Source organism: Deltaproteobacteria bacterium (assembly GCA_030690165.1).
In the GTDB taxonomy this organism is placed as follows: domain Bacteria; phylum Desulfobacterota; class GWC2-55-46; order UBA9637; family UBA9637; genus JACRNJ01.
The window spans coordinates 37,090-52,520 of sequence record JAUYHF010000007.1; the positions used below are offsets into that span (position 1 = coordinate 37,090).

Consider the following 15,431-nt stretch of genomic DNA (forward strand, 5'->3'; position numbering starts at 1 on the left):
TTAGCCTTGAAAGCCTTGAGAAACCTCAAACCTGAAGGTTTGAGCTACAGAAGAATGTCAACTTATTTATGCCGTTTGCTTTAATTATGGAGTGAAGTTATGAAACTACATAAAGTTATAAAGATTTTTCTAATTTCTTTTTTGCTGATCCCTGATCCCAGACCCCTGACCCCTGCTTTTGCCCAGGAACCCTTATCAGTCAATGCGCTGATAGTTGAGGCAATGGCAAATAATCCTGAGCTTCAGGCATTCAGGGAAAAGATTAAGGCAAAGGAATTCGCAGCAAGGGTTGAAGGGGTGTTGGATGACCCGACTTTTAAAGTGGAGATAGAGGATATAGCAAAGGATAGACCTTTCAATCTTGGCGATTCAATGCAGACCCGCTATACATTCAGCCAGATGTTTCCCTTTCCGGGCAAGCTCTCTTTAAAACAAAGTATTGCCTTGAAAGATGTTTTAATATCAGGGGCGGAGCTTAAAAATAAAGAGCTTGAAATAACAGCGATGGTAAAGGATGTTTATTATGATTACGCATTCATAAATGAATCCATAAAGATAATGTATGAGATAAAGGATGTCCTTTCATATATGGCTGATGTGGCGCAGGTGAAATATTCAACAGGCCATGTTACGCAGCAGGATGTTTTGAAGATTCAGACTGAGTTGACAATGCTAACAAATGAGATTATCTCCCTTGAGGCTGAAAAAGAGGTTGCTGAGGCAAGGATAAAATCCATTCTCAATAGAAGTCAGGATGCAGTTCTTGGCGACCCTGGAAGAATAAAAAAAGACAGGATTAAAATTGATACGGCACAGCTTATGACTATGGCTTTGCAGAAAAATCCGGCTATAAAGGCTATGGAGTATGAGACCCAGGCCAATGAATTAAATGTGGGATTGGCAAAAAAGAATTATTATCCGGATTTTATGCTCGGTGTTGCGCCAATTCAGAGGGATGGCAGGTTTGAAAGCTGGGACCTTATGCTTCAGGTAAATATACCCCTCTGGAGGAGCAAATACGATAACCAGACCAGAGAGGCGCAGGCAAATACTAATGTGTTTAAATCCAGATTGAATGCCGAGAAAAACCTGAAAGGGTTTGATGTTAAATCCGCTGCTGTCAAGGTGGAGGCAGCAGAGAGGATAACGACCCTTTATGAGACGAGCCTCCTTCCTCAGGTGGAGTTGTCCTTTGAGTCTGCCATGAAAAATTATCAATCAGGCAAGATTGATTTTATATCGCTTCTTGACGCTGAGCGGACTCTGAAAAGGACAAAGATAGAATATCTCAATTCCATTACGGATTACAGGAAGAAGATAGCCATGTTGGAGAAGGTTGTGGGGGAAGAGTTGGATACAGTGGACAGTGGTAAGTGATCAGTGGACAGTAAAATTATAAACCCCGTTAGAAAGCTCGTATGAGGCTTTATTTCTAATGGGGTAAAGGAGAAAGGGCGATGAAGCGATTTTTAGCAATTTTATTCCTTTTAATAGCCGTTGCTATTGCGGCTGGAGTTGGATGGTATTTCTTTTATAATAAAAAGCCGCAGCTTGCAGAAATCCCTGTGGTCAAGGAACGCAAGGCTTTATTTTACCGCCATCCCATGAACCCATCTGTAACATCCCCTGTGCCAAAGAAGGATGAGATGGAAATGGATTTTATACCTGTTTATGAGGAGGAGGCAGCAGAGGCAGAAGCGCCAGGCGCTGTTATGATAAGTACTGAGAAGATTCAAAAGATAGGTGTGAAAATAGAAGAGGTAAAGAGACGCACACTCAAGAGAACGATAAAGACTGTTGGCAGGGTTGAACATGACGAGGCAAGGGTCTTTAATATCAATGCAAAGGTTGGCGGCTGGATTGAAAAACTTTATGTAAATAGGACTGACCTGATGGTTCATCCAGGTGAAAAACTCCTTGAATTATACAGCCCTGAATTAGTTTCAACGCAGGAGGAATATCTCCTTGCAATAAAGGTAAAGGAAAGGGTTAAGGACAGTCCGTCTGAGGAGGTTAAAAAGGGCGCGGATTCCCTTGTGGAGGCGGCAAAAAAGAGGCTTAAATACTGGGATATTTCAGATGAACAGGTAAAGAGGCTTGAGGGAGAAGGGCGGATTACAAGGACGATGGCTATCCTTGCCCCTGCCCAAGGGATTGTGACAGAGAAGATGATAAACGAGGGGCAGAAGATAGAGGCAGGCGAGATGCTCTTTAAGATTATAGACCATTCTCGGGTATGGGTGTATGGCGAGGTATATGAATATGAACTTCCTTTTGTAAAGATAGGGCAGACGGCAAGGATAATTCCATCTTATACACCGGCAGAAATCTATACCGCTACTATCAGCCACATTTATACACATTTGGGCAGTATAAGGCATGAAGGGGGGGCAGGAATGGAAGATGCAAGGACCGCCAAGATAAGATTTGACCTTCCCAATCTCCGGCATAAGCTAAAGCTTGGCATGTATGTGAATGTGGAACTTGCAGTGGATGTGGCAAAAAATGCCATTGCAGCGCCAGACTCTGCCCTGATAGATACAGGTGTCCGACAGGTGGTAATCGTAGATAAAGGGGACGGGAGGTTCGAGCCAAGGGAGGTGAAGGTCGGCGCGCAGGGAGATGGATATTACCAGATTATCTCAGGCGTAAAAGAAGGCGAGAAGGTTGTTACATCTGCCAATTTTCTCATAGATTCCGAATCAAGCTTCAGGGCAGCGCTGCAGGGGATGAAAGGGCATTAAATGTTAAAAAAAATTATTGAGCTTTCCATAAACAACAAACTCATCATCCTCCTCTTTACCCTCTTTGCAGTCGGATGGGGTATATGGGCTGTTTACCGCATGCCGCTTGATGCAATACCTGACCTCTCTGATGTCCAGGTTATAATCTATACGGAATACCCCGGACAGGCCCCTCAGGTTGTGGAAGACCAGATTACCTATCCATTGACAACCGCCATGCTCGCTGTGCCGAAATCAAAGGTAGTAAGGGGCTTTTCATTCTTCGGCGTTTCATTTGTATATATCATTTTTGAAGATGGCACAGACATATACTGGGCAAGGTCAAGGGTGCTGGAATATCTTAATTTTGCATCCGGCAAACTCCCCAAAGGTGTAACGCCTTCACTCGGCCCTGACGCAACGGGTGTTGGCTGGGTATTTCAATACTCCATAGAAGGCAAAGGTTATAGCCTTGCAGAACTCCGCAGCATCCAGGACTGGTATATCCGCTATCAGCTTACAAAGGTCCCTGGGGTATCAGAGGTTGCATCTATCGGCGGTTTTGTCAAACAGTATCAGGTGAATGTAGACCCTAATAAACTCCTCATCTATAACATATCGCTAAAGGATGTAATTGAATCGATCAAGATGGGGAACATGGATGTTGGCGGAAGGGTCGTGGAGCTTGCAGAGCGTGAATACATGGTGAGGGGCCTCGGCTATATCAAAAATATTCCTGATATAGAAAATATTGTTTTAAAGGTTGACAGGAGCGGCACGCCAATCAGGATAAAGGATGTGGCAAGGGTTGAACTTGGTCCTGATGAGAGAAGGGGGATTGTGGAGAGGGATGGCGAGGGCGAGGTAGTTAGCGGCATAGTTGTAATGCGGTTTGGTGAGAATGCCCTAAGAGTGATAGATGATGTTAAGAACAAGATAGAGGAGCTAAAGCCGGGTCTGCCGCCTGACGTTCATATTATCACAACTTATGACAGGAGCAGCCTCATCCATCGGGCCATTGCAACACTCAAGGAAAAACTTATAGAAGAATTCATTGTCGTTTCCATCGTATGTATCATCTTCCTCCTGCATTTCAGGTCTGCACTTGTTGCCATTCTTGTGCTGCCGGTGTCCATCCTCATATCCTTCATCGTGATGCACTATCTTAAAATAAACATGAATATCATGAGTCTTGGCGGCATTGCCATTGCCATCGGCGCAATGATAGACGGCGCCATTGTGATGATTGAAAATGCACACAAGCATCTTGAAAGGGATAAAGGAAAGAAGGAGCATTGGCAAATTATCGCTGATGCCGCAAAAGAGGTTGGCCCGCCATTATTTTTCTCCCTCCTTATTATTACGGTTTCATTTATGCCTGTATTTACGCTTGAGGCGCAGGAGGGTCGGCTCTTTAAACCCCTTGCATTCACAAAGACATTTGCCATGGCAGCATCTGCGCTCTTGTCTGTAACACTCGTGCCTGTGCTTATGGGGTTTTTTATCAGGGGACGGATCATCCCTGAGCATAAAAACCCCATCACCAGGCTGATGACATGGATATACAGGCCTGCTATTAAGCTTGTCCTCAGGGCAAAAATTACAACCATACTGATTGCCGCCATGGCTCTTGGCGCCACAATCTATCCTTTAAGCAAACTGGGAACCGAATTTATGCCTACGCTCTACGAAGGCTCGCTTATGTTTATGACAGCCACACTTCCGGGTGTGTCAGTAACAAAGATAAATGAACTCCTCCAGACAACAGATAGAATAATAAAGTCATTCCCAGAGGTTGAGCAGGTCTTTGGTAAAGTAGGCAGGGCGCAGACGGCAACAGACCCAGCGCCCCTTGAGATGTTTGAGACAATTATAAACCTGAAGCCTGAAAAAGAGTGGCGTCCCGGCATGACTGTGGACAAGCTTATTCAGGAGATGAGCGCAGCCCTTGAGACGCCGGGTCTTCCAATCCAGTGGTCAATGCCTATTAAAAACAGGGTGGATATGCTTGCAACAGGCATAAGGACGCCTGTTGGCGTGAAGGTATTTGGAAAGGATTTAAACACAATAGAAAAACTTGCAGCAGAGATTGAGGCAGTTTTGAAAGGTGTGCCGGGCACATCAAGCGCTTATGCGGAGAGGATTATCGGCGGATATTATGTTGATATAAAGATAAAAAGGGATGAGGCGGCAAGATATGGGTTAAAGGTTGAGGATATACAGCAGATTATTATGTCTGCTATAGGCGGAGAGAATATAACAACAACAGTTGAAGGGGTTGAGAGGTATCCTATAAATGTCAGATATAAGAGGGAATTCAGGGACAATATGGATAAGATTGGAAGGGTATTTGTTCCAACAATGACGGGACAGCCCATACCCCTCTCGCAGGTCGCTGATATAACCTTGAGCAAAGGCGTTGGAGGAATTAAAACAGAGAATGCCTTGCTTAATACATGGATATATGTTGATGTCAGGGACAGGGATATTGGCAGTTATGTTAGAGATGCAAAAAAGGTTGTGATACAAAATGTGAAATTCCCTGCGGGCTATTATGTAACATGGAGCGGCCAGTATGAATATATGGAAAGGGCTTATGCGAAGCTTAAATATATTGTTCCGCTCACACTTATGATAATATTCCTTCTGCTGTATTTCAATTTCAAGTCAGTCACCGAATGTCTCATAATCCTGCTCGCTATCCCTTTTTCAATAATCGGCTCTGCCTGGATACTCTATATTTTGGGCTATAATATAAGCATCGCTGTTGTCGTGGGCTTTATAGCCCTTGCGGGTCTGGACGCGGAGACGGGTGTTATCATGCTCATCTATCTTGACGGGGCATACAAGAAACGAAAGGAAGAGGGGAAGATGAACACTAATGCCGACCTCTATGATGCCATAATGGACGGCGCTGTGAACAGGATAAGGCCAAAGGTAATGACGATAACGGCTATTATTGCAGGACTACTGCCTATCATGTGGAGCGCAGGCACAGGCGCTGAAGTGATGAAGCGGATAGCAGCGCCAATGGTAGGCGGGATGGTAACATCAGGACTGCTGGAACTCCTTGTGATCCCGGCCGTATATGCGCTGTGGAAGGGATGGGGGATGAAGCAGGGAGCTGATGTTTATTCCAAAGACTGAAAAGAGGAGGTAAACTTATGGTTATTGATCCGGTTTGCAAAATGACTATTAGCGAGGAGAAAGCAATTGAAAAGACAGAATATAACAGCAAGACATATTATTTCTGCGGTAAGGGTTGTAAGGATAGGTTTGAGAAAGAGCCTGAGAAGTATCTCCGTGGAGAGAAGAAGGATTGGATTAAGGAATGAATAGGAAGGGAGGTGGTAAACGGAAGGCTTGATTCAGCAGGGTTGTTAATCGTTTGGCTAAGGAGGAAGTATGTTAAACTCAAAGGCTGTTTCATTAAGTTTTGCTGTAACTATGAGATTTTTTATCTTGTGTGCGCCTTTTTTTCTTACCTGTTTCCTAATGGTATATTGCTCCTTTTCAATACATGGGCGCATAGCATTAACCTTACAAAAATTGCCTCAACAAAGCCGCCAATGTTTATAGATTTCTTTATAGGATTTATAAGTATTTTCGTTTTTTCATATATTACAGGGGCAATCTTTACAGGTATATATAATGCTGTTGTTAAGAGGATAGGCTGATATGCACGGTGACGATATATCATACGCTTATGGTTTCTGGTCTTTGGTCATAGTCAATATTGCCCTGTTCGCATTTTTTATCTTAAGCTATTTGGCCCCGGTCAAGAAGCGGGAATGGCGTTCAATGGGCGTAACACTGGCCTTTTTTGTTGCCCTGTTTACAGAGATGTATGGTTTCCCGCTCACCATCTATATCATTACAGGTGTCCTTGGCAGCAGGTATCCTGCGCTGAATCCATTTTCTCATGCAAGCGGACATCTGTGGCTTGCATTTCTCGGCGGCGGGGCAATGATGATGACAGTTATTCATCTAATCAGTAATGGTTTAACCATCATAGGTTTTGTAATAATGTGGAATGGATGGAAATTGATACATGGCGCAAAGGGCGGATTTGTGACAGAAGGGACTTACGCATATGTTAGACATCCGCAGTATTCAGGACTTTTTCTCATAATGATAGGCATGCTCATCCAGTGGCCTACCATCATAACAGCCCTGATGTTTCCTGTGCTTGTCTTTATTTATTACCGCTTGTCAAAGAGGGAAGAAGGCGAGATGATTAAGACATTCGGAGAAGAATATAAACAATACGCGGAAAGGGTTCCGATGTTTATCCCAAATATTAGGAAGACAGAATAACAGGAGGTTAATTATGGCTATTGATCCGGTTTGCGGGATGACAGTTGATGAAAAAAAGGCCGCAGGCAAAAGCGTCTTCAATGGGCAGAGCATATACTTCTGCTCTGTTAATTGCAAGGGGCGTTTTGATGCTGACCCTGAGTCATTCATGTCTTTGGCGCAGGGCAAAAAAGAATCTCATGCTGCAATGACGGCTGCCGGGGCAGGCATCCATGAAACCGCCAAAGACCAAATCTGCGGGATGGTGGTGGATAAGAATAAGTCTCTCAAAACAGAAGTTGGCGGCAGGACATATTATTTCTGCAGCGACGGCTGTTTAAGGACATTTGAGGCGCCTGAGGCGGAGCTAAAGAGTTTAAAGAGAAGGGTATCTATTGCAATGCTGGGTGTCCTTGCTTTAGCTATATTAAGGGCAGGTTTCTTTTTAGGTCTTGCAACAGGCGCAACCATTGTTACATGGGCGCCTATCCCGCAACTTCCATGGTTTACATGGGGTGTATGGCTATTTATTCTTGTAACCCCTGTCCAGTTCTTAGGCGGCTGGAGTTTTTACAAAGGTTCTTACAATGCCATAAAAAACAGGATGATAAACATGGATATCCTGATTGCGCTTGGGACAACCGTTGCCTATATCTATTCGGTCATCGTGATATTTGCCCCTGATATTCTGCCTGTAAAGGTTCTGGAGAGGGATGTATATTTTGAGGTCTCTGCCGTTATCATTGCATTTGTCCTCCTTGGAAAATATATGGAGGAGATTATAAAAAAGAGGTCTTCTGCCGCAGTAAGGAAACTCATGGATTTAAGGCCTCAGACCGCAAGGGTCGTAAGGGACGGCAATGAGATGGAAATCCCCGCAGAATTTGTGAGAATAGACGATATTGTTGTTGTAAGACCTGGTGAAAAAATCCCGGCAGATGGTGTTGTGATAGAAGGCTCGTCCGCTGTGGATGAGAAGATGATAACAGGAGAGAGCATACCTGTAGAGAAAAAAACCGGCGATGAGGTTATCGGTGCCACAATCAACAAAACAGGAATGTTTAAGTTTAAGGCGGCAAAGGTTGGGGGAGAGACAACACTCTCTCAGATTATAAAGATGGTTGAGGAGGCTCAGGCCTCATCGGCGCCGATTCAGAGGATTGCAGATAAGGCAACAGGCTATTTTGCGCCTGCTGTTGTTATTGCAGCTATACTGTCATTTTTAGGCTGGTGGATTTCAGGAAATTTCCCTCAGGCCATTCTTTCATCCATCGCGGTATTGATAATTGCATGTCCATGCGCATTGGGTATTGCAACCCCTGCTGCCTTAATGGTTGGCGTTGGTAAAGGCGCCGAAGCGGGCATACTTATAAGGGGGGCTGAATATCTTGAAAGGGCGCAAAAACTTACAACAATTGTTTTTGATAAGACAGGGACTTTGACAAAAGGAGAACCCTCGGTGACAGATATAGTAGCCAGGGGCCAGGGGTCAGGGGCCAGTGAGGATGAGATACTGAAACTTGCGGCTATTGCCGAGAAAGGTTCTGAGCATCCCCTATCAGAGGCTATTTTAAATGCAGCGAAGATGAGAGGGATAGAAATTCCTGAACCTGAAACATTTGAGGCTATTCCGGGATATGGGGTAAAAGTCGGATACAAAACTCAAACCATACTTTTAGGCAACCGTAAGTTAATGGAAGCAAATAATGCCCATGTTAAAGATATGGAAGAAAATATTGCAGGACTTGAAAAAGAGGGGAAGACAGTGATGATACTTGCTGTTAATCCCCCGACCCATCCTTCGGATGGGTTCCCCGCCCCCTTTAACAAAGGGGGAATAGAAGGGGGATTTTTAAAGGGTGGCGGAGGGGGGATTTTGGGTATCATAGCAGTTGCAGATACGCTCAAGGGGCATTCAAAGGCCGCAGTCAGCGCCCTTAAAAAAGAGGGGATTGAGGTCATCATGCTTACAGGTGATAATGAAAGAACGGCAAATGCAATTGCAAAACAGGTCGGCATAGAAAATGTTATTGCAAATGTGCTTCCGGGAGAAAAGGCAGGTGTAATAAAAGGGCTTCAGACTAAAGGGAAAGTTGTGGCAATGGTTGGTGACGGCATTAACGATGCGCCGGCGCTTGCGCAGTCTGACATTGGCATTGCAATAGGAAGCGGCTCTGATGTTGCTAAAGAGACAGGTGGGATAATACTTGTAAAGGATGACATAAGGGATGTTGTTGCAGGGATTAGACTATCAAAGGCAACAATGAGAAAGATAAAGCAGAATCTTTTTTGGGCGTTTATATACAATACGATCGGCATTCCAATCGCAGCCTTTGGATTCTTAAATCCTATAATAGCGGCAGCGGCAATGGCCTTGAGTTCCCTTTCGGTAGTGGCTAATTCGGCTGCGCTTAAGACCTTCAGGGTCGAGGTGGAATGAAAGAGGTGGCTGCGGATATATGGATATATTATAAATGGGAGGAAGGGAGATTAGAATGTTTGGAAGGTAATACAAATCGTATGTGAGCAAAAAAAGAAAGGAGGTTATACCATGATGGACGGTAGCGTGATGGGCGGAGGCATGGGGTTCTGGTCGCTTTTTGGAATGATCTTTTGGATTGTCTTGATTGCGGGGATTATCCTCCTGACGATATGGGTTATACAGAGAGCCGCAGGAGGTGGAACCGGCAAGGCCGAGGAGTCTGCCTTGGAAATCTTAAAGAAACGGTATACCCGTGGGGAAATCTCAAAAGAAGAGTTTGAAGAGAAGAAACGGGATATTTTATAGAGGGGTCCTGTTATGCAGAAAAACGAGTTGAGATAACGGCCGTCGTGTTGATAGTTATGTTGGTTGTTACCCAGTCATATACGCATTATGGAAGGGGATTTGGATTAAAGAAAGATTAGCAATCCAAATCTTTTTTTCTGCTGATACCCACCACTAAAAAATACCACAAAAAAATACTTGACTTTATACCATAGTATAGGGTGTAAACTTAAATCAAATGAATAAAAACCTCAACACAATAGGTAAACTGGCAAAGGCAGTTAATGTTAATGTGCAGACTATTCGCTATTATGAAAGGCTGGGGTTATTAATGCCTGCGGGCAGAAAGGAATCCTACAGGCAATCCGGATACCGTTTATACGACAAGTTGTCATTGAAGCGGTTACTTTTCATCCGTCATGCAAGGGAATTAGGTTTTACCCTGGAAGAGATTAAAGAACTTCTTAATCTCAGTGTTAGCCCCACTGCGAAGTGCGGAGATATAAGAAAGAAGGCAGAAGAAAGGCTGATGGATGTTAATAAAAAGATAGATGGGCTTGAGTCTATGCGAACGATTTTAAAGAGACTGATAAAGAGCTGCATGAGCAGAAAAGATACAGACCCATGTCCAATACTAAAGGCAATTGATGAAGACGGGTGGCAGGTATGAAGCGATGGTTTATTGTGAAGAAAGGGGGTGAGTAAGATGGCAAGAAAGATAGAGGTCTTCAGTGCCGGATGTCCAATCTGCAATGAAACCCTCAAGATGGTAAGGGATGTTACCAAGTCCTGCGGCTGCGAGGTTATTGAGAGGAGATGCAGAGGAGATGTATGCTGTGATGAGGCTGTAAGGTATGGTGTAAAGACAGTCCCTACCATAGCGGTTGATGGTGTTATAGTTTTTGAGGGCAGACCCACAAAGGAGCAGGCAAGGACAATCCTGGCAAGGTATTAGTATTAAGGGCAAATGGGGCAAAATTCCCATTTGCCCTTAATATCTTTGGGAGGTGAAATCTATGAAGGAAAGACGTGCATCTATTGCAGGTATGTTTACCGCGCTTATTGCCGCGAGTTGCTGTATCGGTCCAGCCCTTTTCCTTGCCTTTGGGATAACAGCCTTGGGGTTTCTTACAAGGCTTGAGGTCTTTAGACCATATCTTCTGATTTTGACATTTGTCCTTGTTGGTATCTCCTACCATTATGTCTATGGCAAGGGTTCAAGGTGCAAAGATGACGAGGTATGCAACCCAAGGGCAATAAGGATAAACAGGGTCCTCTTCTGGGTTCTTGTGGGTTTCGCAGTATTCGGGATTAGTTTCCCGTATGTTGCAGCATGGCTGCTGGTTTAGATAAAAAAAGGAGGATTTTTTTATGACAAGGTTAGCCGCTATCCTTATCTGTCTGGTCTTTATATCTTCAAACCCTGCAATAGCAGGGGAGGTAAAATCTGTTACCCTTGAAGTGAAAGGGATGACATGCAAACTGTGTCCCCCGATGGTAAAGAAGGCGCTAACAGATGTGAAGGGGGTTAAGAAGGTTGATGTAAGTCTTGAAAAAAAAGAGGCCCATGTGGAATACGAGGATGGGGTAGTAAAACCAGAGGAACTAATCAAGACTATAGATAAAGCAGGTTTTAAAGCATCTTTATCAAAGGAAAAGAAATAGGCGGTTGCAAATTGAAAGGATTATCTATGGAATGTTGTCCTCCCCAAAAGATACAAACCGATTTGGTTAAATGTTCAGGTTGTGGTAATACCGGACAGTCTATTAAAACCAGAACCCTCAAACACTGGCTCATAGCAGAACTTGTGCCCACCATCCCTAAAGTCCTCTTTTATTTCTGCAAGACAAGGGACTGTTCTGTAGTCTACTTTTCAGAGGATGGCTCTATCCGATATACAAAAGACCAACTCCGGGGCATAATAGGTGTCAAAGAGACAACCTCTCCCATTCAGGTGTGTTACTGTTTTGGTGTTACAGAGGAGATGATATTAAAGGAGATTAGAGAGACAGGCAAGTCGTCCTATTCCACATGGATTGCAAAAGAGATAAAGGAGGGTAATTGCGCCTGCGATGTGCGTAACCCAAAGGGTAGTTGCTGTCTTGCCGAGATAAAAAAGGCTGAAAAAGGACATTAAAGGAGGAGGTGATTACAAATGTTGAAGAGATGGATGTTAAGGGCTGTGGCCCACTGTTCAGAGGGTTGTAGTATCTCGCCCTGGGCAAGGCGTTAAAAGGCCCATGACAGTTGGATGTCAAATAAAACAAAAAAAGCTTACTATAAAGAAGTGAGTTAAAAGGAGTATATGGCAATTACAATCTGTTAAGGTATAATTTGACAAAAGAAAAAATCTAACAGAGTATAGATAAAAATGGACAGAAAAATACTGGTAAAATTGTCCAAGCTTAAGAGCTGGAAAAATAAAAAAAGGGACAGGAAAACTCATGATACCTAACAAGAGTTATGACAAAAATTTCAAAGCAAAAGTAGCGTTAGAGGCATTAAAGTTTATTGATCCAAGTATAGCCATCGCACTCAGCCTCATCTTGGTTGCGACCAGTGTATTGGCCGCTCCAGCCAGCTACCGACTGCGGGTAGACGGACTCGCTTGCCCGTTCTGTGCCTATGGCATCGAGAAGAAGCTGGGCGCGCTTGAAGGCGTCCAGAGCGTTGAAACGCACATCAAAGACGGTGTCGTGATCGTCACCATGAAGGGTGGGGTTACGCTCGATGAAGCAACGGCCAAAAAGGCGGTGAAAGAAGCCGGCTTTAATCTGCGCAGCTTCGAACAGACCCAAGCCGCTCCACAAAGCACACCGGGAGGACAGGCAAATTGAAGACGGTGTTGAGGACGGGGGTGGCCGCCTTGTGCCTATGGAGCGCAGCCGCCTGGAGTGCGCCGAGCACCTTCAATACCGCCCTTCCGGTCTACGAGGACGGCTGGGTTCTGCGCGAGCAGTTTTTATTCATGAAGAACGCCGACGATCCCACGTCCGCGAACCGCGACATGGAAGTGTCAGGCGTTATGTCGGTGCTGGGTTATGGCGTAACCCGTGATCTCGCGTTGTTTGGTGTGCTGCCCTACTTCGATAAACGCCTGGATATGACCATGGGCGGGCAGGATATCACCCGTCGTAAACAGGGCATGGGCGATATCACTTTAATGGGGCGCTACACGCTGTTCGAGCGCAATGCTCAGGGACAGACATTGCGTGTGGCGCCGTTTCTTGGGGTGAAAGCCCCGACTGGCAGCGACAACGCCCGGGACGGTTTGGGGCGTCTGCCGCCGCAGGTTCAGCTTGGTTCAGGTTCATGGGATATACTCGGCGGTGTGGTCGGCACTTACCAAACGCTGGATTTCGAGATCGACGGCCAAGTGAGCTACAAGGCCAATCGCGAAGCCAACGGTTTTCAATTCGGCAATGTGACCGAACTCGATGCTTCGCTCCAGTACCGCCTGTGGCCGCGCAGTTTGGGTGCAGGCCTTCCTGGTTTTCTCTACGGCGTCATAGAAGCCAACCTCGTTCATGCGGCCAAGGACCGGAGCGGTGGCTTGGCTGACCCGAACTCGGGAGGCGCCACGCTGTTTATCGCGCCTGGGCTGCAATATGTCACCCGCAAATGGATTGTCGAGGCCGGCGTTCAGATTCCCGTCATCCAGAACCTCAATGGCACGGCGCTCAAGAACGATTATGTCTTTACCACCGGGTTCCGCATCAACTTCTAAGGAGAATGAGACATGAAACTCACCACCGCTATCAAGGTAGGCCGCACTATCATCATCGTAGCGGCGGTCTTCATGGTGGCCGGCCGGCTGGCTTTCGTGCCTTCGGCTAAGGAGCCGTCCTACCGGTTCGTCACCGCGTGGGGTGAAAAAGGGGATGCCCCGGGACAGTTCAACGACCCGACCGGAATCGCCGTGGCCGGCGACGAGGTGTTTGTCGCCGATTCCCGCAACGGCCGCATCCAGGTCTTCGATCTCGACGGCCACTTCAAGCGCCAGTTCGGTTCGCCAGGCGATGGCCCTGGCCGGTTGGGCCGGCCGATGAATCTCACGGTTCACGAGGGCGAGCTCTACGTTGCCGAGTACTTCAACGACCGCATCCAGATGTTCGCGCTCGACGGCACCCCGAAGCGGACCATCGGCAAGCCGGGAAGCGGCCCAGGCGAATTCAATGCGCCGGGTGGGGTGGCCGTGGCGCCGAACGGCGATCTGTTTATCGCCGATTTCTACAATCAGCGTATCCAGCACCTCAAGGCGAACGGCCGCTTTGTGCGCCAGTGGGGCACGACCGGTAAAATCGGCATCTGGGCGGAGGAGTTCAACTATCCCACGGACGCGGCCTTGGGTCCCGACGGCATCCTTTACGTGGCCGATGGCTACAACGACCGGATACAGGTCTTCGGTTCCGACGAGACTTTCCTGCGCAAATGGGGCGGCCCGTTCGCCATGAACATCTTCGGCCCGTTCAACGGCTGGTTTGCGACGGTGACCAATGTGACGGTCGACAGGAAAGGCGATGTGTTCGTCGCTGACTTTTACAACCATCGGATTCAGAAATTCGCCGCCGATGGCACGTTCCTGACCCGCTTCGGCACGAAGGGAAGCGGCCCAGGCCAGTTTAATCATGCCATCGCTGTGGCGGCGGCCGATGACGGAACGGTATTCGCCGTCGATTTCGGCAACAACCGCGTGGGAAAATGGCGGCAGGGAATGAGTTATGAGCGGTAGGCGCTTGACTTGGAGTCATCTCCAGGCTCTAACCTTAAAGTTGAACCAGAAGGCCGGTCTCCCTTTTGCCAAGCGCCGGCAAAAAATAGTAGCATCCTGCGCAAAACCTTGTTAGACTTTGCATGAGATTTTCATCAGGGATGCCGTATGAACAAAACCAAACTCTGGTACATAAACGCAAATAAACTCTTCTCCGGACTCTCGGGAAAAAACAGGGGCGAAATAGCATCCAAATTAACGGAGATGAATGTTAAGAAAAATGATTTTGTCTACAACGCAGGGGATAAAGCCAAGACCGTCTATGTAGTGAAGGAAGGCAGGGTCAAAATAATCCGATACTCTCCGGATGGAAGAGAGCTTATAATCGACATCCTTGAACAGGGAGACATATTCGGCGAACTGGCTATGGCCGGAGAAAAAGAACGGGAAACCGATGCAGTGGCAATGGAAGATTCCTTTATATGCGCTATGCAACGGGGAGATTTTGAAGACCTGCTCGGTCAAATGCCGGGTCTTTCTCTTAGCATAATAAAATGGATGGGCCTTCGGTTGAGGAGGGTAGAGAACCGTTTTGAGAATATGATCTTTAATGATGTGCGGACGAGACTTATCGCCCTCTTCAATGACCTGGCTAAAAAATACGGTATGACTGTTAATGATGGAATAAAGATAAAACTTAGATTATCGCACAATGAGATAGCCAGCCTCGTCGGCGCCACAAGAGAGACGGTCACGCTCGAATTAAACAACCTCAAAAGAAGCGGCAGCATCCTCATGGATGGTAAATATTTTATCCTGCCTCAAAAGCATCTATCATAAATTTTTCTGAATTTGTAAGTTTCATTACATTTTTACCCTGATTCCTCTGGTATAGTTCAACAATGAAGAACCCCGGTTCAATAAGGAAGTGCA

General features: G+C 46.1%; 16 protein-coding genes. All 16 read left to right on the forward strand.

Annotation, left to right across the window (positions count from 1 at the left end; genetic code table 11):
- Positions 1 to 99 precede the first annotated feature (99 nt).
- The 16 genes from Q8P28_01445 (at position 100) to Q8P28_01520 (ending at position 15,338) form a co-directional block, all read left to right on the forward strand.
- Entirely contained in the window at positions 100 to 1,377 is a 1,278-nt protein-coding gene (locus tag Q8P28_01445) for a TolC family protein (GenBank protein MDP2681458.1), read from the forward strand.
- An 80-nt stretch (positions 1,378 to 1,457) separates the two neighbouring features.
- Positions 1,458 to 2,744 (forward strand): efflux RND transporter periplasmic adaptor subunit, encoded by a 1,287-nt coding sequence (locus Q8P28_01450; GenBank protein ID MDP2681459.1) that lies wholly within the window; start codon positions 1,458 to 1,460, stop codon positions 2,742 to 2,744.
- Entirely contained in the window at positions 2,745 to 5,870 is a 3,126-nt protein-coding gene (locus Q8P28_01455) for an efflux RND transporter permease subunit (protein ID MDP2681460.1), read from the forward strand.
- A 17-nt stretch (positions 5,871 to 5,887) separates the two neighbouring features.
- A complete protein-coding gene (locus Q8P28_01460; GenBank protein ID MDP2681461.1) occupies positions 5,888 to 6,058 on the forward strand; it encodes a YHS domain-containing protein in 171 nt (56 codons plus the stop codon).
- A gap of 343 nt (positions 6,059 to 6,401) precedes the next feature.
- Positions 6,402 to 7,040, forward strand: a complete 639-nt coding sequence (locus tag Q8P28_01465; protein ID MDP2681462.1) for an isoprenylcysteine carboxylmethyltransferase family protein — start codon at positions 6,402 to 6,404, stop codon at positions 7,038 to 7,040.
- A 13-nt stretch (positions 7,041 to 7,053) separates the two neighbouring features.
- Positions 7,054 to 9,459, forward strand: coding sequence for a heavy metal translocating P-type ATPase (locus tag Q8P28_01470; GenBank protein MDP2681463.1), 2,406 nt, complete (start codon positions 7,054 to 7,056; stop codon positions 9,457 to 9,459).
- A gap of 111 nt (positions 9,460 to 9,570) precedes the next feature.
- Positions 9,571 to 9,807, forward strand: coding sequence for an SHOCT domain-containing protein (locus tag Q8P28_01475; protein ID MDP2681464.1), 237 nt, complete (start codon positions 9,571 to 9,573; stop codon positions 9,805 to 9,807).
- 217 nt (positions 9,808 to 10,024) lie between these two features.
- On the forward strand, positions 10,025 to 10,456 hold the full coding sequence (locus Q8P28_01480; protein ID MDP2681465.1) for a heavy metal-responsive transcriptional regulator: 432 nt from the start codon (positions 10,025 to 10,027) through the stop codon (positions 10,454 to 10,456).
- A 36-nt stretch (positions 10,457 to 10,492) separates the two neighbouring features.
- Entirely contained in the window at positions 10,493 to 10,741 is a 249-nt protein-coding gene (locus Q8P28_01485) for a thioredoxin family protein (GenBank protein ID MDP2681466.1), read from the forward strand.
- A 61-nt stretch (positions 10,742 to 10,802) separates the two neighbouring features.
- Positions 10,803 to 11,135: a mercuric transporter MerT family protein gene (locus Q8P28_01490; protein ID MDP2681467.1), complete on the forward strand. Its 333-nt coding sequence runs from the start codon at positions 10,803 to 10,805 to the stop codon at positions 11,133 to 11,135.
- Between the two features lie 22 nt (positions 11,136 to 11,157).
- A complete protein-coding gene (locus Q8P28_01495; protein ID MDP2681468.1) occupies positions 11,158 to 11,451 on the forward strand; it encodes a heavy metal-associated domain-containing protein in 294 nt (97 codons plus the stop codon).
- An 11-nt stretch (positions 11,452 to 11,462) separates the two neighbouring features.
- A complete protein-coding gene (locus Q8P28_01500; protein ID MDP2681469.1) occupies positions 11,463 to 11,924 on the forward strand; it encodes a hypothetical protein in 462 nt (153 codons plus the stop codon).
- Positions 11,925 to 12,231: 307 nt separating this feature from the next.
- Positions 12,232 to 12,624 (forward strand): heavy-metal-associated domain-containing protein, encoded by a 393-nt coding sequence (locus Q8P28_01505; protein MDP2681470.1) that lies wholly within the window; start codon positions 12,232 to 12,234, stop codon positions 12,622 to 12,624.
- A gap of 5 nt (positions 12,625 to 12,629) precedes the next feature.
- Positions 12,630 to 13,514, forward strand: coding sequence for a transporter (locus Q8P28_01510; GenBank protein MDP2681471.1), 885 nt, complete (start codon positions 12,630 to 12,632; stop codon positions 13,512 to 13,514).
- Positions 13,515 to 13,526: 12 nt separating this feature from the next.
- On the forward strand, positions 13,527 to 14,519 hold the full coding sequence (locus Q8P28_01515; GenBank protein MDP2681472.1) for an NHL repeat-containing protein: 993 nt from the start codon (positions 13,527 to 13,529) through the stop codon (positions 14,517 to 14,519).
- 147 nt (positions 14,520 to 14,666) lie between these two features.
- Positions 14,667 to 15,338 carry a Crp/Fnr family transcriptional regulator gene (locus tag Q8P28_01520; GenBank protein ID MDP2681473.1) on the forward strand — a complete coding sequence of 224 codons (672 nt, stop codon included), beginning with the start codon at positions 14,667 to 14,669 and terminating at the stop codon, positions 15,336 to 15,338.
- The last annotated feature ends 93 nt before the right edge of the window (positions 15,339 to 15,431 follow it).